12 protein-coding genes and 5 pseudogenes are annotated in these 19,246 nt (G+C 65.2%); 12 read left to right on the top strand and 5 right to left on the bottom strand.

The window, feature by feature from the left end:
- Window positions 1-217: 217 nt before the first annotated feature.
- Window positions 218-729 (bottom strand): annotated as a pseudogene (locus tag HBH26_RS19400) (transposase); the annotation flags it as partial.
- A 99-nt stretch (window positions 730-828) separates the two neighbouring features.
- On the opposite strand from HBH26_RS19400, the pseudogene HBH26_RS20925 reads away from it, so the two are divergent.
- The 7 genes and pseudogenes from HBH26_RS20925 to HBH26_RS19360 form a co-directional block, all read left to right on the top strand.
- Window positions 829-1,559: pseudogene (locus HBH26_RS20925) on the top strand (transposase); the annotation flags it as partial.
- Between the two features lie 175 nt (window positions 1,560-1,734).
- A pseudogene (gene istA, locus HBH26_RS19385) lies at window positions 1,735-2,616 on the top strand (IS21 family transposase); the annotation flags it as partial.
- Window positions 2,617-2,733: 117 nt separating this feature from the next.
- Window positions 2,734-4,247 (top strand): annotated as a pseudogene (gene istA / locus HBH26_RS19380) (IS21 family transposase).
- The gene (gene istB, locus HBH26_RS19375) at window positions 4,234-4,962 is read left to right on the top strand and encodes an IS21-like element helper ATPase IstB (protein WP_168136245.1); all 729 of its coding nucleotides are present in this window, start codon (window positions 4,234-4,236) and stop codon (window positions 4,960-4,962) included. The pseudogene istA (HBH26_RS19380) and the gene istB overlap by 14 nt, the downstream one beginning before the upstream one ends.
- 168 nt (window positions 4,963-5,130) lie before the next feature.
- On the top strand, window positions 5,131-5,811 hold the full coding sequence (locus HBH26_RS19370; protein WP_239024941.1) for a putative bifunctional diguanylate cyclase/phosphodiesterase: 681 nt from the start codon (window positions 5,131-5,133) through the stop codon (window positions 5,809-5,811).
- A gap of 185 nt (window positions 5,812-5,996) precedes the next feature.
- Window positions 5,997-8,870 (top strand): PAS domain S-box protein, encoded by a 2,874-nt coding sequence (locus HBH26_RS19365; protein ID WP_168136243.1) that lies wholly within the window; start codon window positions 5,997-5,999, stop codon window positions 8,868-8,870.
- Between the two features lie 138 nt (window positions 8,871-9,008).
- Complete coding sequence (locus tag HBH26_RS19360; RefSeq protein ID WP_082442131.1) at window positions 9,009-9,305, top strand: hypothetical protein; 297 nt, start codon at window positions 9,009-9,011, stop codon at window positions 9,303-9,305.
- A gap of 7 nt (window positions 9,306-9,312) precedes the next feature.
- On the opposite strand, the pseudogene HBH26_RS19355 reads toward HBH26_RS19360, so the two are convergent.
- Window positions 9,313-9,477 (bottom strand): annotated as a pseudogene (locus HBH26_RS19355) (hydroxyisourate hydrolase); the annotation flags it as partial.
- On the opposite strand from HBH26_RS19355, the gene HBH26_RS19350 reads away from it, so the two are divergent.
- Genes HBH26_RS19350 through HBH26_RS19335 form a run of 4 tightly spaced genes read left to right on the top strand, consistent with a single transcriptional unit; the run spans window position 9,420 to window position 12,914 of the window.
- Complete coding sequence (locus HBH26_RS19350; protein WP_338057457.1) at window positions 9,420-10,688, top strand: glycosyltransferase family 2 protein; 1,269 nt, start codon at window positions 9,420-9,422, stop codon at window positions 10,686-10,688. The pseudogene HBH26_RS19355 and the gene HBH26_RS19350 sit on opposite strands and share 58 nt — an antisense overlap.
- Window positions 10,685-11,671 carry an acyl-CoA dehydrogenase family protein gene (locus HBH26_RS19345; RefSeq protein WP_168136241.1) on the top strand — a complete coding sequence of 329 codons (987 nt, stop codon included), beginning with the start codon at window positions 10,685-10,687 and terminating at the stop codon, window positions 11,669-11,671. Before HBH26_RS19350 ends, HBH26_RS19345 begins: the two co-directional genes overlap by 4 nt.
- A complete protein-coding gene (locus HBH26_RS19340; protein WP_084401577.1) occupies window positions 11,668-12,321 on the top strand; it encodes a PIG-L deacetylase family protein in 654 nt (217 codons plus the stop codon). The genes HBH26_RS19345 and HBH26_RS19340 overlap by 4 nt, the downstream gene beginning before the upstream one ends.
- Window positions 12,318-12,914, top strand: a complete 597-nt coding sequence (locus HBH26_RS19335; protein ID WP_076711215.1) for a class I SAM-dependent methyltransferase — start codon at window positions 12,318-12,320, stop codon at window positions 12,912-12,914. The genes HBH26_RS19340 and HBH26_RS19335 overlap by 4 nt, the downstream gene beginning before the upstream one ends.
- A gap of 95 nt (window positions 12,915-13,009) precedes the next feature.
- Here the strand turns inward: HBH26_RS19335 and HBH26_RS19330 are convergent, their stop codons facing one another.
- Complete coding sequence (locus HBH26_RS19330) at window positions 13,010-15,178, bottom strand: catalase (RefSeq protein ID WP_168136240.1); 2,169 nt, start codon at window positions 15,176-15,178, stop codon at window positions 13,010-13,012.
- A 673-nt stretch (window positions 15,179-15,851) separates the two neighbouring features.
- On the opposite strand from HBH26_RS19330, the gene HBH26_RS19325 reads away from it, so the two are divergent.
- Window positions 15,852-17,027, top strand: coding sequence for a zinc-dependent alcohol dehydrogenase (locus HBH26_RS19325; protein WP_168136239.1), 1,176 nt, complete (start codon window positions 15,852-15,854; stop codon window positions 17,025-17,027).
- A 121-nt stretch (window positions 17,028-17,148) separates the two neighbouring features.
- Here HBH26_RS19325 and HBH26_RS19320 read toward each other — a convergent pair whose 3' ends face one another.
- Both HBH26_RS19320 and HBH26_RS20515 read right to left on the bottom strand, forming a co-directional pair.
- Window positions 17,149-18,918 (bottom strand): sensor domain-containing phosphodiesterase, encoded by a 1,770-nt coding sequence (locus HBH26_RS19320; protein WP_168136238.1) that lies wholly within the window; start codon window positions 18,916-18,918, stop codon window positions 17,149-17,151.
- A gap of 25 nt (window positions 18,919-18,943) precedes the next feature.
- On the bottom strand, window positions 18,944-19,246 hold a 303-nt coding region (locus tag HBH26_RS20515; RefSeq protein WP_209308687.1), incomplete at its 5' end, for a hypothetical protein.

Here is a 19,246-nt window from a genome sequence, read left to right as displayed (position 1 = left end):
CCGTTTCACCCGAGGTGCGCCCGTTCTCAACTATAGTGCGCTAGAGCACGGCTTCGGTCTCACGGAGCGTGCGCCAGAATAGACCTATAATCTCGCGCCGGGCCGACCATCATTGCAGGCCGCTACATCTAGGCCAACATAGCAGGTCATCTTCCGTCCTCCTCTTCAGGGGACGACAGGCTATCCCAACGAGCACCGCTCCTGATTACGCCATGTGGTTCACCGACCAACCCGCCGCATGCAGCAGCGCCGTCACCCGGCGATAGCCGTAGCGCCCGTACTGCCTGGCAAGGGCGATGATATCCTCGGTGAGCGCCAACTCGTCATCTGCCCCGAACGGCACCTTGCGCTGCGTCGACCGGTGCTGGCCGAGCACGCGGCACACCCGCCGCTCGGATACATCCAGCACCTCCCTGACCTGGTCGATGCAGCGCCGACGCCGTGCGGGGCTCAGAAGTTTCCCTTGGCTGCCTCCTGCAGGATGAGCTTGTCCAGCGTCAGGTCCGAGATCGCCCGGCGCAGCCGCAGGTTTTCCTTTTCCAGATCCTTCATCCGCCGAGCCTGATCGGTCTTCAGGCCACCATATTCCTTGCGCCAGCGGTAGTAGGTCTGCTCGCTGACCGCGATCCGCCGGCACGCCTCGGCGGTCGTGCCGCCCTGGCCCAGCATGATCTCAACCTCGCGCAGCTTCCCGATGATCTCCTCGGGCTTGTGCTTCTTGGCAGGCATTCGTCGTCCCTTCCTTTGACCTGAGCCCTACGGATTGGTCCATTCTTTGTGAGAAATTCCCGGTTAGGTTTGGCAGGTGCCGGACGAGGGAATTTGCCCATGAAGAAGTCGAGGTTCAGCGAGCAGCAGATAGCGTTCATCCTCAAGCAGGCCGAGGATGGAACAACCATCGAGGAGGTTTGCCGAAAGGCCGGCATATCGATCCAGACCTACTATCGATGGCGTAGCAAAGACGGAGGGCTGATGCCGTCGGAAATGAAGCGCCTGAAGGTGCTGGAGGAGGAGAACGTCCGACTGAAGCGGCTGGTGGCCAACCTCAGCCTGGACAAAGAGATGCTGCAGGATGTCATCCGCCGAAAAATGTAGGGCCTGGTCGAGCCCGGGAGATCGTCGGCTATCTGCAGGCGAGCTACCAGGTTAGCGAACGGCGAGCCTGCGGCGCGTTTCCGATCAATCGATCGACACAACGCTATCAGTCCCGCCGCCTCGATCAGGCCGGCCTAAAGATGCGGATCAAGGAATTGGCTGCGACCCGTGTTCGCCACGGGTATCGACGCATCCATGTGCTGCTCCGACGGGAGGGCTGGGAGATCAACCACAAGCGCACTCATCGGCTGTACCGCGAACTCGGGCTGCAGCTGCGCAACAAGACATCCAAGCGCAAGGTGAAAGCAAAGCTGCGCGATGACCGGACGCCGGCGACGGCACCCAACGATTGCTGGTCGATGGATTTTCTGTCGGACCAGCTGTTCGACGGGCGCAAGATCCGGGTGCTGTCGATCGTCGACAACTTCACCCGTGTGTCGCCAGCGCTCGACGTGCGGACAAGCTTGTCCCCGCCCAACCAACCACTGGCAAGCGCGATCTCTGGTGCCAGGATGAGAAGGCCATAAGCCTCAGGTGCAACGTGCTGGTTGATGACGACGACGCCCCCTTCTTGCCGTGATCGCGGCCTGCGCTTTACGCTGAGGATCCCTGTTTGGCGACCTGCGGGCGCTGGAACTGGAAGCGGCGAAGGTGTTCGGTCTGAGCCGGGACACGGTGGCGAAGATGTGCGCGTTCTCGCTGCCACCAGGCTACCGGCGCGCGAAGCCGCCGGAGAAGCCGAAGCTGGGGCCGCTGTTGCCGGTCATCGACGCCATGCTGCGCGAGGACCGCCTGTCGCCGGCCAGGCAGCAGCACACCGCCAAACGGATCTTCGAGCGGCTGCGCGACGAGCATGGCTATGGCGGCGGCTACACGGTGGTGAAGGACTATGTGCGGCTAAGTCGGGCCCGCAGCCGGGAGACGTTCGTGCCGCTGGCGCACCCGCCGGGCCATGCCCAGGTCGACTTCGGCGAGGCGTGGGCCGAGATCGGCGGCGTGCGGCAGAAGGTTCATTATTTCTGCATGGACCTACCGCAATCCGATGCGTGTTTCGTGAAGGCCTATCCGCGCGAGACGACCGAGGCGTTCCTGGACGGCCATGTTTCGGCCTTCGCCTTCTTCGGCGGCGTGCCGCTGTCCATTCTCTACGACAATCTGAAGATTGCGGTGGCGAGGATCTGCGGCGACGGCAAGCGCGAGCGCACGCGGGCCTTCACCGAGCTGGTCAGCCTCTACCTGTTTGCCGACCGGTTTGGCCGGCCCGGCAAGGGCAACGACAAGGGGAAGGTCGAGGCGCTGGTAAAGCACGCCCGCGCGATGTTCATGGTGCCCATTCCCGTGGCGGCCAGCTTCGACGAGTTGAACGAGCGCCTGGCGAAGGACTGCCTGGCCCGACAGAACGGGCATGCCGGACGCCATGCCGACACCATCGCCGAGCGGCTTGCCGCCGACCGGCAGGTCTTCCGGGCCTTGCCGGCGGTGCCGCTGGAGCCGTGCGAGAAGCGGTCGGCGCGCGTGTCGTTGTGGATCGGCGTGGAAAAGGGACCCCGGTAGCGGGGTGATCGGCGTCGAAAAGGGACCCCTCATCCCGGTGGTCTAGGCTGTTCGCTTGGCGGTGTGTCAGGCGGCGAGATCGGGATGTTGGTATTGGAGACGGTGTTGAGGATCCGGCGCGAGCACGCGTCTGGGAAGGCCATCAAGGCGATAGCGCGGGACCTGCACCTGTCGCGCAAGGTGGTGCGCAAGGCGATCCGGGCGCCGGAAGCGGACATAGGTTACCGGCGGGAGGTGCAGCCGCTGCCGAAGCTGGGGCCGTTCCAAGCGCGACTGAATGCGTTTCTGGAGGAAGACGAGGCACGACCGCGGCGCGAGAAGCTGCGCCTCACGCGCATCCACGACCTGCTGCTACGCGAGGGGTTCGACGGCTCGTACGACGCGGTGCGGCGTTATGCGGCTCGCTGGCGGCAGGCGCGACGTTGCGATGTGATGGATGCGCCGGCGTTCATCCCGCTGCTGTTCCGGCCGGGCGAGGCGTATCAGTTCGACTGGAGCCATGAGGACGTCGAGATCGCGGGCAAGCCGATTGCCAAGTAAAGGTCGCGCATGTGCGGCTATGCGCATCACGGGTGATGTATGTGCGCGCCTATCCCCGCGAGACACAGGAGATGCTGTTTGACGCGCATGCGCGGGCATTCGCCTTCTTCGGAGGCGTGCCGACGCGCCGCATCTACGACAACATGAAGACGGCGGTGACGAGCGTGTTCACCGGCAAGGAGCGGGTTTTCAACCGGCGCTTCCTGGTCATGGCCAACCATTACATGGTCGAGCCGACCGCTTGCTCGCCCGCGTCGGGCTGGGAGAAGGGGCAGGTCGAGAACCAGGTGCAGACCGCGCGTGGCCGCTTCTTCCAGCCGCGGCTGCGCTTTGCCAGCATCGAGGAGTTGAACGGCTGGCTGGAGGCGGAGTGTCGCCGCTGGGCCAACATGCACCAGCATCCCGAGCAGAAGGAGCTGACGGTCGCGCAGGCATGGGCTGCCGAGCGCGGTGTGCTCCAGCCTGTTGTCGCGCCCTTCGACGGCTTCCACGAGAGCGAGCACGCGGTAAGCGGCACGTGCCTCATCAGCTTCGACCGCAACCGTTATTCCGTCTCCGCCAGGGCGGTGCGGCGTACCGTCCAGGTCCGTGCTTATGCCGACCGTATCGTCGTGCGCTGCGACGGCCAGGTCGTCGCCGACCACCCCCGGTTCTTCGGGCGCGACCGGACCATCTACGACCCGTGGCATCACCTGCCGGTGCTGGTGACCAAGCCGGGCGCCCTGCGCAATGGCGCGCCGTTCCAGGGCTGGGAGCTGCCGCCTGCGCTGTCACGCCTGCGGCGCAAGCTCGGCGCCGGAGATGATGCCGACCGGCGGTTCGTGCGGGTGCTGGCAGCGGTGCTCGACGACGGGATGGAGGCGGTCGAAACGGCCGTGCGCGAGGCGCTGCTGGCCGGCACCGCCAGCGACGACGTCATCGTCAACACCCTGGCCCGCCGGCGCGAACCGTCGCGACCGCTGACTATTGTCACGCCAGAAGATCTGGCGCTGCGCCATCCGCCCCGCGCCGACTGCAACCGCTATGACAGCCTGCGAGGTCTCCATGCAGCGGCATGAGATGATGACGGCCATGACCGAGTTGGGGCTGAAGGGCATGGCTGGCGCCTTCGACGAAGCGGTCACCACCGGTCTCCAGCGCAAGCGCACGACCATGGAGGTCCTGACCGACCTGCTGCGTGCCGAGCCGACGCACCGCCATGCAGCGTCGGTCCGTTACCGGATGTCGGCCGCCAGGTTGCCCGCGGTGAAGGACCTCGACGCCTTCGTCTTCGATGACACCCCCATCAACGAGGGACTGGTGCGCTCGCTATACAGCGGCTCGTTTCTTCCGGGCGGGCGCAACGTCGTGCTTGTCGGTGGGACGGGCACCGGCAAGACGCACCTCGCCACCGCCATCACCACCAATGTGGTACGGGCCGGCGCCCGGGGGCGCTACTTCAACACGGTGGACCTGGTGAACCGGCTTGAGGAGGAAACGCGCCTCGGCAAGGCCGGCACGCTGGCAGCCCAGCTCTCCCGGCTCGATCTGGTGGTGCTCGACGAGCTCGGCTACTTGCCGTTCGCCCGCTCGGGCGGTCAGCTGCTCTTCCACCTCGTCAGCAAGCTCTACGAGCAGACCTCCGTCATTGTCACGACGAACCTCGCCTTTGGCGAGTGGCCGACCGTCTTTGGCGACCCCAAGATGACCACCGCGCTGCTCGACCGCATTACCCACCATAGCGACATCGTCGAAACGGGCAATGACAGCTGGCGCTTCAAGCACCGCAGTTGACGCCCAGGACCACCGGCAGAGAACGCTTCGCGCTAGTTGCGCCTCCGGTCGGGCTACGCCCGCCCTACACCGCAACCAGCGCGAACGGTGCGCCCGTCATACCCGTCACGCTGCTCGACGAAGGGGGTCCCTTTTGCACGCCGATGGGGGGTCCTTTTTGGACGCCGATTGACAGCGCTGCTACGCTGGAACCATCCCGAGCGTGGGCTGATCCCGCCCGCCGATTTCATCAGTCTGGCCGAAGACACCGGGCTGATCCTCGCTTTGGGCAGATGGGTGATCCGGGCCGCCTGCCAGGAAGCGACCTCCTGGCCCGACGACATCAGCGTCGCCGTCAACCTCTCCCCTGTCCAGTTTCGCGATCCCGGGCTTGCCGCCACCATCGAGGCGGCGCTGAAGTCGAGTGGGCTGTGTTCCAGCCGCCTCGAGCTGGAGATCACCGAGGGTGTCCTGCTGAGCGACGAAGAACAGACGATCGCGACGCTCACCACTTTGAAGGCGCAAGGGCTGCGCATCTCGATGGACGATTTCGGAACCGGATACTCGTCGCTCAGCTATCTGAGCCGTTTTCCGTTCGACAAGATCAAGATCGACCAGTCGTTCGTTCGCCAGATACCGGGCAATAAGCAGTGTACCGCGATCGTCCACGCCATCATCACGATGGGCAAATGTCTCGACATGGCGATCACAGTGGAAGGCGTGGAGACGGAAGAACAGCATGCCTTCGCCGTTGCCCAAGGCTGTGACGCTGTTCAGGGCTACAACGTCAGCAAACCGCTTCAAAGGACAGACTTCGCCGCATTTATCGCGGAATGGACGCCCTATTGCCGCCTGCGTACTGCGGCCTGAGCCGAGCGCTGCCACTGCGACGATGCCTCACCGGCCCACGTTCATTGATCTCCTGGTTTATTATGCACCGCACTACGCAGGACTTTCGCATCTAACGCGACTCAACTTGGAGCGGACATCCGGCTTAGCACCTCGTTAACCTAAGGCACCCTATCAAGCTCTCGCGGCGTGAAAGGGCGCAACAGATGTTCGACGCCTTCTTCTGTCTGACCCATCAGCATAACAAGTGGCTGGTCGCGCTCGCGGCCCTGGTCTGCATCGCGGCGACCGGCAGCGTCGTGTTCCTGCTGCGCCATCTCGTCGCCGCGCCGGCGCGCGAGCGGTCCCGCTGGCTGCTCGGCGCGGCCTTCGCGTCGGGGACAGGTATCTGGGCGACCCACTTCATCGCGATGCTCGGCTACGATCCCGGCATCGTGGTGGGCTACCTGCCGGGACGTACCCTGGCGTCGCTAGCCATCGCCATCGTTGTGACCTGGGCCGGGTTGCGGACGTGCGTCCTCAGGCACAACCCCATCGGCTATGTCGCCGGCGCGGCGATGGTCGGCTCGGGCATCTCGGCCATGCACTATCTGGGCATTTGCGCCGTTCTATTTCCGGGCACCTTCCGCTTCTCGTCCGTCCTGATCGTCGCCTCGGTCTTCGTCGCGGTGCTGCCGGTCGCCCCGGCGCTGTACCTCGCCATCGCTCGCCGCGGCATAGGGTCGGGCGTTGCTGCTGCCGCCTTGCTGACGCTGGCGATCCTGCTGCTGCACTTCACCGGCATGGCCGCGATCAGCGCCGTGATCCCCGGGTCCGCGGCCGGCACGGGCGGGATCGTGCTGTCGCCCGACCTGATGGCGCCGCTCATCGCTGTTGCGGCGCTGGCGGTCCTGGTCGTGACGGTCGGCGCCGCCAAGGCGCGTGCCGTGCTCGCCTTGCGCGCGCGGGGCACGACGGACGCGGGTTGGGCGGCGCTGGTCCGCTCCAGCCTCGTCGCCGAGTTCGACCTCGAAGGCACCGTCCGGTGGGCCAACAAACGCTTCCTCGGCACGCTGGGCTACCGGCTGGACGAAATTGCAGGGCTCCCCGATCGCACGCACGACATGGGTGTCAGGGCACCAGGATCGAGCGATCCGGCGTTCTGGGCAAAGCTCGGTGCCGGCGAGCACCAGACCGGTGAGTACCGGCGCATCGCGAAGGACGGCCGTGTCGTCTGGCTGCAGTCGACCTACACCCCCGTGCTCGATGAGAAGGGGCGACCGATCCGGGTTCTGGAGGTCGCAACCGACGTGACCGTGAGCAAGCTGGCGGCTGCCGAGTCTGCGGCGAGGCTCGCCGCGCTCGATCGAAGCCAGGCGGTAATCGAGTTCGCGACCGACGGCACCATCCTCGAAGTCAACGACGTTTTCCTTTGGCTGACGGGCTATGCGCGCGACGAGGTGGTCGGGCGGCACCACCGGATGTTCTGCGAACCCGCTTACGCCGGCACAGCCGACTATGCCGCCTTCTGGGCGAAGCTCGGCCGCGGCGAGTTCGATGTCGGGACCTACCGCCGCGTCGGCCGGGATGGCCGCGAGCTGTGGCTTCGCGCCACCTACAATCCGGTGCTCGACCCAGATGGTCGCCCGGTGCGGATCGTGAAGTTCGCGTCCGACATGACGGAGAGCCGGCAGCGCAATGCCGAGTTCGAAGCGCTCACGCTGGCGATGCGGCGCTCGGCCCTGACGATTGAGCTTGCCCCTGACGGCATCATCCTCGCGACCAGTAACGGCTATCTCAAGGCACTCGGCTATGCACCGGAGGATGTCGCGGGCGAGCATCACCGGATCCTGTGTCCGCCCGAACTCGCCTCGAGTGCCGTCTATGCGGCAGCCTGGGAGACACTTGGCCGCGGCGAGCATATGACGGGCATCTTCAAGCGGCGCGACCGGGAGGGCCGCGACCTGTGGTTCCAGGCAACCTACAACCCGGTTCTCGATCCGGACGGCCGGGTCGTGAAGATCGTCGGCTTCGCCACCGACGTGACGGACGCGAAGCTGCGCAGCGCCGAGTTCGAGGCGCGATCAAAGGCGATGGACCGCAGCCAGGCGGTCGTCGAGCTTGGGCTCGACGGGACGATCCTGGAGGCCAACCAGAACTTCCTCAACGCCCTGGGCTATAGCCGGGCCGAGGTCATCGGCCGTCACCATCGCCTCCTGTGCGACCCTGACTATGCCCGCTCGCCCGACTATGCCGCGTTCTGGCGCAAGCTAGCCGGCGGTGCCTTCGACGCAGGTCTATACCGCCGGATCGGCAAGGACGGCCGCGACGTGTGGCTGCAGGCGACCTACAATCCCATTCTCGATCCGGACGGACGGCCGCTGAAGATCGTCAAGTTCGCGACCGACATCACCGAGGCTCGCGAGCGCGATGCGGAGTTCGCCGGCCGCGATGCGGCCGTGGATCGCAGTCAGGCCGTGATCGAGTTCGATCTGGACGGGCTGATCCTGTCCGCCAACCGGAATGCGCAGACCATGCTGGGCTATGACAGCAAGGCGCTTGTGGGCCAGCACCACCGCATGTTGTGCGACGCTGCCCAGGCACGCTCGACCGATTACACGAAGCTCTGGGAGCGTCTGTCGCGGGGTGAGTTCGATGCGGGACGGTATCGCCGGATCGGGCATGACGGCCGCGAGATCTGGATCCAGGCCTCCTACAACCCGATCCTCGATGCCGACGGCCGACCGAGAAAGGTCGTCAAGATCGCCGCCGACATCACGCGCCAGGTGCTGCTGGAGCGGGAAGCCGAGCACCGCCTTGCTGAAAGCGAGGCGCTGCAGCGATCGCTCGACCTGCGCCGACAGGCGCTGCAGGACACGGTGGCCCAGCTGGACACGATCGTGACCGCGATCGGCGGCATCGCCGCACAAACCAACCTGCTCGCGCTCAACGCGACCATCGAGGCGGCGCGGGCGGGCGAGGCAGGCCGGGGCTTCACGGTGGTGGCGTCGGAGGTGAAGAAGCTGGCCAACGACACGCGCGCGGCGACGGAGCGTGCGACGGCCATGATCGGCGCGCGGCGCGCCAGCAACGACGGCTAGTAAGATGATGGCGAGTAAAACGAGATGATGAGGCCCGATGATAGCAGGCGCGCCCATGAGGCGATCCGCGCCGCTGCCTACGCACTTCGCGACTGTGTCAGGGCTGGACCTCCGCTTACCGACCTCGGCCGGCTACGAATGAACCTGGCCAATGCGGTACGGGAGCATCTGCCTACACAGCAGGGCTGGAACAAGGAGGCCCGAGGCTATTTCGCCGACCAGATGCCGACTTACGAGCGGATCATGGAAGAGGATCGTGAGCTTCGGCTGCGCTACTCCGACCACATCCGGCGTTGGAGCAGCAACGCGATAGCTTCGAACGTCCCAGCCTATGCTGCGGACGTCGCAACACTGGTAGAGCGCCTCGACCGCTACCTGCGGTCGCTTGAGCACGAGCTCTATAAGCCGATGCACCAGGCAGGGATCGAGGCGTGATCGGTGATCAGTTGCCCCTGTAGGTGGAGTAGCCGAAGGGGCTGACCACGACCGGCACATGGTAGTGCGCGGCAGGGTCGGTGACGCGGAACACGGGATCGATCTCGGGGAAGAATGGCGCCGCCTTCGCATCCGGGTAGCCCGCCATGTCGAACTGCAGCTTGTAGGTGCCCGGCGCGAACTTCGACGGCTACCTACCCGACGCCGATCTCTCGGTCGAGATCGGGCAAACCTGTAGTCCTGCATGACGATCTGGCATCTTGCATCACCGCGAGCAGCTATCGAAACCGGGCTCGATCACCTATCGTTCCTCAAGGCAGGGTTGTTGGCCCTGCGAAACCGATGGTGGAGGTGCCGTTGCGACCTGTGTCAGCTGCGATCTGTATTCCGGTCCGCAACGAGGAGACTGCGCTACCGAAGTTGCTGGAGGCGATCGGGCGACTGGACTTGGGCGACGTCGAAGCTGCCGTGTTCTTCCTCCTCGATAATTGCTCGGATGCGAGCAAGCAGGTGATACGCGAGCATGCTGGTCGCATGGCCCTTCCGTTCACGGTGGCTCAGGGAGACCCGTCCCCTGATGCCAATGCCGGTCGTGCACGCCGGGCGGCCATCGCCCTCGGCCTGCATCATGCGACGAGCACGCCCCACGGTATTCTCCTGACAACCGACGCCGACAGCCAGCCCCGTGCCGATTGGGTCAGGGCGGCACTGCAGGGCCTGGCCTCGGCCGACCTTGTCGCCGGGCGCATCGTCCGGATCGCAGCGGAGCGGGATCCGGTGCAGGGGAGGGTCGAGCGCTACCTCGATCGGCTTCACGCCTACCGACGATCGGTCGACCCCGTTCCGTGGGACAGTCCTACCGGCTCCCACTGCTCAGGAGGCGCCAACATGGCCTTCCGACCCGGAGCCTATCAGGCGCTGGGCGGCTTCCAGCCGGTGCCATGCGGCGAGGACGCCGCCCTGCTCGACGATGCCGGGCGCGCCGGGTTTCGCGTGCGCCGCGATCCCGGCATGGTGGTTGCGACCTCCTCGCGGCGGCTCGGCCGGGCACCGGGAGGCATGGCCGCTGCGCTCAGCGCCATCGACCATCATGGGGCACCCTCGATGCCGCATCCGCGAGGGGCGGCATGGCAATACCGGCAGCAGGCGGAGGCGCGCCGCATCTGGGCCGGGCTCCCCGGTTCCTTTGTCGCAGCCCGCTTCGGCGACCGTATCGGATTGACCGGTGACCATGTGATCGGTGTCGCGCGCGACTGTCCCAATGCCGAGGCGTTCGCGATGCGTGTCGTGCCGGCACTGCCCGATATACCCGACGTCACCCTCGCCGAGGCCGAGCAGGCCCTGGCTTTGCTCGAGCGCCAGCTTTGCGAGCAGGCGGCATGACGACGGTCGGGGCTCTGCGCCATGCGATCGTCGCGGCGGGCTGGGCGACCGACCCCGTCGGCGATCCGGCGACTCCCGAAGCATATCTGGAACTGCTCCGCCGTCTTTATGCTGCGGGACGCCGGGATCTCCCCGTCGGTCGCCTGCTGGAGGGGCATGTCGATGCGGTGCAGATCGTATTTCGATACGGCACGTCGTCCCAGGTCGCTGCGTTGCGCGCGCGCATCGCTGCGGGAGCGACGTTGGGTGTGTGGAATGCGGGCCTGCCGGGTGAGCCGCTGGTGCTTGCCGGCGGACGGCTGACCGGCGGCAAGGGCTATGCATCGGGGGCGGGGATACTGACTCACGCGCTGGTGACCGCGGATAGCGATCGCGGGCCGCAGCTGCTCCTGCTCGACCTTGAGGCCGATCCGCCTGCCATCGATCGGGAGTGGTGGCAGACGATCGGCATGCAGCGCTCGGAGACACATCTGGTGCGCTGGTCCGGCTCTGTGATCGGTGAAGACGGCCGTATCGGCGAGCCCGGCAGCTACGCGCGGGAGCCGTTCTTCAGCGGAGGCGCGCTGCGCTTCGCCGCGGTTCATGCCGGCGGTATCGCGGGTCTGCTGGACGCGGTGCGTGACCACCTGACCACCCACAAGCGCGCTTCCGATCCGTTCCAGGCATCACGGCTCGCCGACCTGTTCCTGCTTGCCCAGGGTGCAGCGGCGAGCATCCGCGACACGGCGGGCGCCTGGTTCAGCGGGACGGATGCGGAACGCCTCGCCCGGGTGTCCGCTGCGCGGCTATCGATCGCCGGTCTTGCCGAGCGCGCCCTGACGATCGCGCAGGAGGCGGTGGGGCTGCAGGGGTTGTTCCTGTCGCATCCGCTGGCGGCAAAGATCGCCGATCTCATGGTGTACCTGCGCCAGCCGGCGCCTGACGCGCATCGCCTTCGCGTCGGCCAGGCTGTCGCCGAGCACATCCTCGACCCCATCCTGTGAGGATCGCGCTGCGAAACGTGCGTGTCGCGCTGGTGATCGCCCCGCACCCGGATGACGAGGTCATCGGCGCGGCAGGCCTCATTGCGCGGCTTCGCCGCCATGGAGCTCGGGTCCGGGTTGCGGTCGTGACCGATGGTGCCGCATCTCACCGGGGCAGCCGAAAATGGCCGAGGACGCGACTGGTCGCGGCTCGCCAGCGTGAGAGCCTTCATGCGCTACGTCGTCTCGGCATCGTTGCTGGCGACGTCTCGTTCCTCAATTTGCCCGATGGCCAGTTGCCCTCGATCCCGGGGCGCTGTTATCGCGCGCTGCGCCGCCAGGTCGCACGATGCCGGGATCTCGATCTCATCGTCGGACCGGCCTGCGATGACGACCATCCCGATCACCGCGCCGTAGCCGCGGCCGTAGCCGGATGCCCGGGTGGCGCCAGTCGGCTGACCTACCGCGTGTGGCCGCCTCGCCCGGACCGGTCCGGACCGGCATGGCGCATCGCTGTGCCCGGGGGAGTTTCGGTGAAACGGTCCCTGATCCGCGTCTACCGGACGCAGCTCGGCGCCGTTTCCGATGACCCAGCAGGCTTCACGATCGCGAGACACGAGCTTGCGGCCTTTGCTCGTCCGGTCGAGCGCTACCGGCCGGGTTCGAAGTGACGAGCCCGATCGATCTTGCCGGGTTCGCCGCCAAGTTCGCCGGCGACGACGATCCCTGGCGCACCTTCACCGCCCGTGACGAGGCGGTGAAGCGTGCCGCGATCCTGCACGCGATAGGTCACCGACCGGTCGGACGGGTGCTGGAGCTGGCCAGCGGCAACGGATCCAACAGTGCCGCGATCGCGAGGATGGCGTTGCGCCTCGATGCGACCGAGGGCACGAGGGAGGGGGTCGACCTGACGGCACGCGCCGTCGCGGCCTGGCCTCGTGCGTGCGCATCGCTGCTCGTGCTCCCCGGTCGCCCGCCACGTCTCGTATATGACGTGATCGTGATCGCCGAGATCCTGTATTACCTCTCAGCGCGAGAGATGGCCCGGGTTGCGCGTGAGATGGCCGCTCGCCTGCGCCCAGGCGGCATCATCGTGCTCGCGCACCACAGGATTGATTTCTACGATTTCGTCCAGCATGCGGCAGGGATCCACGCCCGGTTCCTCGCAGAGACCGGGCGTTGTTGGACGGTTCGCACCGCGCGCCGCACCGGCCGCTGGGTTGTTACCGCGGCCCGCGCCGATGGTATGACCCGATCCCGTTGAACGCGAGCGAGGCAGCACGTCCCACGTCCGTGCGATATGAGGCTTGCCGTTAAGTGGAGCGGCAGGACGTCCACCTGCCGCTCCCGCCAGGGTCGTCAGGCCGCCGCGTCGAGATCGACCTTCATCTCCCGAGCCCAGAACCTGAGGTCACGACAGGTCGTGACGAACGCCTTGACGTCCTTGCTCTTGCTTAGGGCTACGAAGCCATCGTCAAGCTCCGGCACCCGAGAAGCGTCGAACAACGTTACGGCTGCATCGGTGTAGCCGATGAACTTGCAGTGGCCGAACGCGTCCGCCACGAAGTCCTTGGAGGCCGCATCCTTGGCGAGCATCGCAGCCCCTTCCTCGGACGGGAGCACCGCGACGGCATCGAACAGGACCGAAGGTCCGCCGTCGATCTTCTGCTTGGCCGCGACCTTGGTGCCGTCGTCGAGCGTGACCCCGCCGATCTTCGGCGCGACTACCTCCCAGACCGCGCCTTCGGCTTCCAGCGCCTTGGTCAGCGCATTGAACAGCTCGGCGCTCGACCCATCGGTCAGCAGCAGGCCCATCTTTCGTCCGGCAAAGTCGTCCGGGCCGTTGGCGACGATCGAGAGCGCCGACGATGTCGGCAGGTCTAGCGTCGGCTTGGCCGCCTTGGCGGCGTCCGGCAGGTCGAGGCCGAGCCCGTCCGCGACGGTAGCGGCGAGATCCTCGTCGATGTTGCGCAGGTGGCTGACCGCCCGGGCCCGGATGTCGACACGATCTACCTTCGACAGCTCGAACACCAGCGCGTCGCCGATGTGCTTCTGCTCGATCGGCTGCTGGCTGAGATAGAACTGCCGTGCCTGGCTGTAATGATCGGCAAAGGTTTCGGACCGAACCCGCTGCTTGGTCCCCTGAACCTCGGCGGGGAAACTGGTGAAGCCGATCTCCGCGTTCTCGCGCGGACCGCCTTCCGCGCCCCAGCTGTTCGGCTCATAGTTCACGCGCCCCTTCGGATTGCGCATCGCCATGTGGCCGTCCTGCTGGAAGTTCATCACCGGACAGCGCGGGGCATTGATCGGCAGGTGGGTGAAGTTCGGGCTGCCGAGCCGCTTCAGCTGGGTATCGAGATAGGAGAAGTTGCGGCCGTGCAACAGCGGGTCGTCACTGAAGTCGATGCCCGGCACGATGTTCTGCGTGCAGTAGGCGACCTGCTCGGTTTCGGCGAAGAAGTTGTCGACGTTGCGATTGAGCGTGAGCGTACCGACGATGCGGACCGGCACGTCCTCCTCGGGGATGAGCTTGGTCGAGTCGAGATGGTCGAAGGGAAGCTTGTCGGCGGTTTCCTGATCGAACAGCTGGACGCCGAGATCCCATTGCGGGAAGTCACCGCTCTCGATCGCCTCCCAAAGATCGCGGCGATGATAGTCGGGATCGGCGCCGCTGATCTTGACCGCCTCGTTCCACAGCACCGACTGGAGCCCCTGGCGCGGCTTCCAGTGGAACTTGACGAAGGTCGACCTGCCTTCCGCGTTCACCAGGCGGAAGCTGTGGACGCCGAAGCCCTCCATCGTGCGGAAGGAGCGGGGGATCGTGCGATCGGACATGATCCACATGATCATGTGCCAGGCTTCCGGGGTGAGGCTGGCGAAATCCCAGAAATTGTCGTGTGCGGTTTGCGCCTGGGGGAACGCCCGGTCGGGCTCCTGCTTGGCCGCATGGACCAGATCGGGGAACTTGATGGCATCCTGGATGAAGAACACCGGGATGTTGTTGCCGACGATGTCCCAGTTGCCCTGCTTCGTGTACATCTTGACGGCGAAGCCGCGCACGTCGCGCGCCAGATCGCGCGAGCCCTTGTTGCCCGCTACCGTTGAGAAGCGGACGAACACCTCCGTCTGCTGCCCGACCGTGCTCAGCACGTCGGCGCGGGTGTAGTCGGCCAGACTGTCGGTCAGCTCGAACACGCCGTGCGCGCCATAGCCGCGTGCGTGGACGACGCGCTCCGGGATGCGCTCGTGATCGAAATGGAAGATCTTTTCGCGGAGGATGAAGTCCTCGAGCAGCGTGGGGCCCCGCAGACCCGCCTTGAGACTGTTCTGGGCGTCCGCGATCGGGATGCCCTGCTGCGTGGTCATGGTAAGTGCCGCGTCCGAGGTCGTCTGGCGGGTTTCGCCGCCATGGCCCTGCTGCTCGGCATAGTTCGTCGGCTGGTCGGCACCCGCCGGCAGCGGCGGTGCCTTCTTGGCCGTCTCGCCCTTGAGTTTCACCGCGTCGCTTTTGATGCTCTTGCGTGCCATGGACGTAATCCTCCGATCATGCCCTTAATGCCACCAGCGCCACGGCGGTGCGAGGCATAAATCTTTGTAGCGACTGGGAACCGACCCGGAGGAGCGAAATCAAGTTATGTCAGTCGAGCATGGTCGCCGGTTCGGACGACAGGCGCGGGCTCGGCAACGTAAGTGTTCATGGCTGCGCAGAACCCGACTGCGGCTTCCTTGGTCCTGGATCACAGCCAGGGAAAGCCGATATGAACCGGTTGAGGATGTCGTAATGCCTTGCCGTTAGCCGAGCATGATGTACTCCCAGGTCGTACAGGTTTTCGACTGCGTCCGGCACGACCACGATCCGTAGTTGGTGCTGCTCGCGGGCCTGGTTTGCCTCTGCGGTATCTATGCGTCCTTTGCCCTGGCCGACCATGCCGTACGCTCAGGGCGGAAGACGCGCAGCCTGTGAGAACCTGTCACCATCGTGTCGGCCGGCTGCACGGCCTGGGCGACCCACTTCATTATCTTGCTGGCTTTCAAGCCGGGCATGCCGTCTGCGTTCAACCCGCTGGCCGTACGGCCGTTTAACGGCCGCTCGTTGATGTAAACGAGTCAAATGGACAGGGACCCATGCCGCGGCTCAAGGCGTTGAGCGTCATAGACATGGCCCTGACGACAGGGACATCCACTCAGATGAGGAAACGACATGCGCGCACTATGCTGGCACGGTAAGGGCGATGTCCGTGTCGACACCGTCGCGGATCCCGAGATCAAGCACCCGCGCGATGCGATCATCAAAATAACCGCCTGCGCGATCTGCGGGTCGGACCTTCACCTGCTGGATGGATATCAGCCTACCATGGAGGCCGGCGATATCCTCGGCCACGAGAACATGGGCGAGGTCGTGGCGCTTGGGTCCGAGGTAACCAACCTTAAGATCGGCGACCGTGTCGTCGTGCCGTTCACCATCAGCTGTGGCGAGTGCTGGTTCTGCAAAAAGGGTCTGTTTGCGGCCTGTGATCAGACCAATCCGAACGCCGAGATGGCCGCCAAGGCGATGGGCCATTCGCCCGCCGGGCTGTTCGGCTTCAGCCACATGCTGGGCGGCTACTGCGGCGGCCAGGCGGAGTATCTCCGCGTGCCGATGGCGGATGTCGGTCCGATCAAGATTCCCGACAACGTTACCGATGAGCAGGCCCTCTTCCTATCGGATATCTTCCCGACCGGCTACATGGCCGCCGAGAATGCGCAGATCGAGCATGGCGACACCGTCGCGATCTGGGGCTGCGGTCCGGTCGGCCAGTTCGCCATCCGCTCCGCGCTGATGATGGGCGCCGGCCGCGTGATCGCGATCGACGAGGTGCCCGAGCGACTCGCCATGGCGGAGGCCGGTGGCGCTGAGACGATTAACTTCGCCGAAACCGATGTCTATGACGAGCTGCAGGCGCGAACCAAGGGCCGGGGCCCCGACAGCTGCATCGATGCTGTCGGCTGCGAGGCGGCCGCGCACGGGGCGGCGGACGCGGTCATGGACAAGGTGAAGGCAAGCATGATGCTCGCCACTGATCGCGTCCACGTCCTGCGGCAGGCGATCATGAGCTGCCGCAAGGGCGGCACGGTCTCCGTGCCCGGCGTCTACGTCGGGATGGGTGACAAGCTTCCGATCGGTGCAGCGATGAACAAGGGGCTGACGATCAACCTTGGGCAGACCCACGTGCAACGTTACACCAAGCCGCTACTGGATAAGATCGTCGCGGGCGAGATCGATCCCAGCTTTGTGATCACGCATCCGGCCAGTCTTGAGGACGCGCCCGAGATGTACGCCAAGTTCCGTGACAAGCAGGAAGGTGTAATCAAGGTTGTCATGCGGCCGCACGGCTGATTAGCGGAACAACCGGGAACAGGACGCTTATCGATGCCGATCGCCGCCGCCGCTGTGGATTATGTTCAGCGGCGGTGTCGATCAGCTTGCAACCAAGTATGTCGGCAGATCTAGGTGTCAGTCAGGCTGCAACGGATGATTCTTGCGGAGAGGCAACGAGCCATAGCCGCAGCGCTTCTTCCTCCATCGGACGGGCAAAATAGTAACCCTGCGCCTCCTCACATTCCAAGTCGGCCAGGATCGCCGCGGCTGCGGCGGTCTCGACGCCCTCGGCAACGACCCGGTAGCCGAGATCGTGCGACAGCGTGATCATCGATCGGACAAGCGCCTGTCCACGCTCGTCATCGGCCAGATCGCGAACGAACGACTGATCGATCTTGACTACGCGGGCGGGCAGACGTTGAAGATACGCAAGGCTGCTGTAGCCTGTGCCGAAGTCGTCGATCGCTAGGGGGATGCCCGCCTCATGCAGCGCACGAAGCTGGCCCATTGCACGGCCACTATTCTCCATGACGACGCTCTCGGTGACCTCAAGCTCGATCGCTGCCGGGCGCAGACGGTGCTTCAGGAGATAAAGCTGCACCTGTTGGGCAAAGTCGCTTTCCTCCAGGTTAGCGGCCGATACATTGATCGAGAGCTGGAGGTCGATGCCTTCCTTTTGCCAGATCGCCTGCTGCCGCATGGCGGCGTCGAGCACCCAGGCAGTGGTCGGCCTGGCGAGCGAGGTATGCTCGATGATGGGCATGAACTCACCGGGCGACACGTCACCCAGCGTAGGATGGCGCCAGCGGAGCAGGGCTTCAGCACCCTTGCACCGGCCGGACGCGAGGTCGATGCGCGGCTGAAAGACGAGTCTAAGCTGGTCAGGCTCTTCCAGGGCCGCTCCGAGATCGTTGAGCAACGCGAACCTGCGGGAGTGAACACGATCCTCCCCTGGCGCGTAGAGGCCGACGGCATGTTCCGACGCGCGCGCATCCTGGGCCGCGCTATAGGCGGTGCGCAGCACCTGGCGAGGATCGGTTTTGCCGAGGATAACAGGCGTCACCCCGATCGCCTGGGAAGTGGCGAAGCGGATGCGCGACGCACTTTGAGCTTTCGAAAGCATCGAGCCGAGCAGCGCTACATAGGCGCCCGGTTCCGGCTCGGGGGGCGACAGGAACGCAAACTGCGTGGCAGCGACGTGGTAGGCTGTCCGGCCTTGGCCCAATGCGCCGCGAAGCGCCCGGGCAGCATCCTGCACCATGTCGTCGATGAACGACGGTCCGACGACGCGCAGCCCGCTGCTGAGCTGGTCGTTGCGCGCCAGGTCGAGCAATACGGCGTAACGGCGCTGGCCCGGCGCATCGCGACCAAGGTCCTCAAGATCATCGAGGAACTGGGTCCGGTTGGGCAGGCCGCTGAGCGGGTCCACGCGTCCGAACGCGTGCTGCATCTCGATCTGCGACATCGTCATATCGGCAAGATCGGTCAGGCCGGCCATCTCCGACTCAGAGACAGTACGTGGTTCCGTGCCAAGCACGCATAGCGAGCCCAGACCGAAGCCTTCGCGCGTCATCAACGGAACGCCCGCGTAGAAGCGCACCCCGGTTTGCGCCAGCAGGCTGTCGGCATAACAATCATCGTCGAGGAGATCTGGAATGATCAGAATGCCCCGGCTCTCGGCGACCTGTGCACACGGCGCCTTCTCTCGGGGAATTGACCAATGCTCGACACCGACGCGCGACTTGAACCACTGCCGATCACGGTCAGTCAACGACACTGCCGAGATCGGCAGATCGAAAATCTGGCTCGCCATACGCGTGATGCGGTCGAAGCTCGCGCTTGGAGGCGTGTCGAGCAAGTTCAACTGATGCAACGCATCAAGGCGCGCTTCTTCGTCCTGTTGTACCATCCTTACCTCTCGCCCGCGCGGAAAATTAATGGGAAGTCGGTAACAAACCACTAATATGCGGGGCGATACCGCTGAAGTCGCGACTGACCGATTTTGCGCGGTCCGTTTTCGCGGCGCAGATAGCTGCACGGTTTGTTGAACGGTGCGGCGCTGGGAAACGAGGCCATTCTGCTCTGGCCTTGGGAGCATTCAACAAACGCTCGAGACTGTTGAAAAACGCGTGCTTGCGACGGCGATGGAGGCGTGATTCACTCTTGGCAGACGGCAAGGGATCACGGACATGATGGGACGGCAGGTGGCACAGGGCGCGCTGTTCTACGGCTTCCGG

It is taken from the genome of Sphingomonas corticis (genome assembly GCF_012035195.1).
GTDB classification, from domain to species: domain Bacteria; phylum Pseudomonadota; class Alphaproteobacteria; order Sphingomonadales; family Sphingomonadaceae; genus Sphingomonas; species Sphingomonas corticis.
Note: the sequence above shows the minus strand (reverse complement) of the source record. Positions and strands in the feature narration are given on the sequence as shown.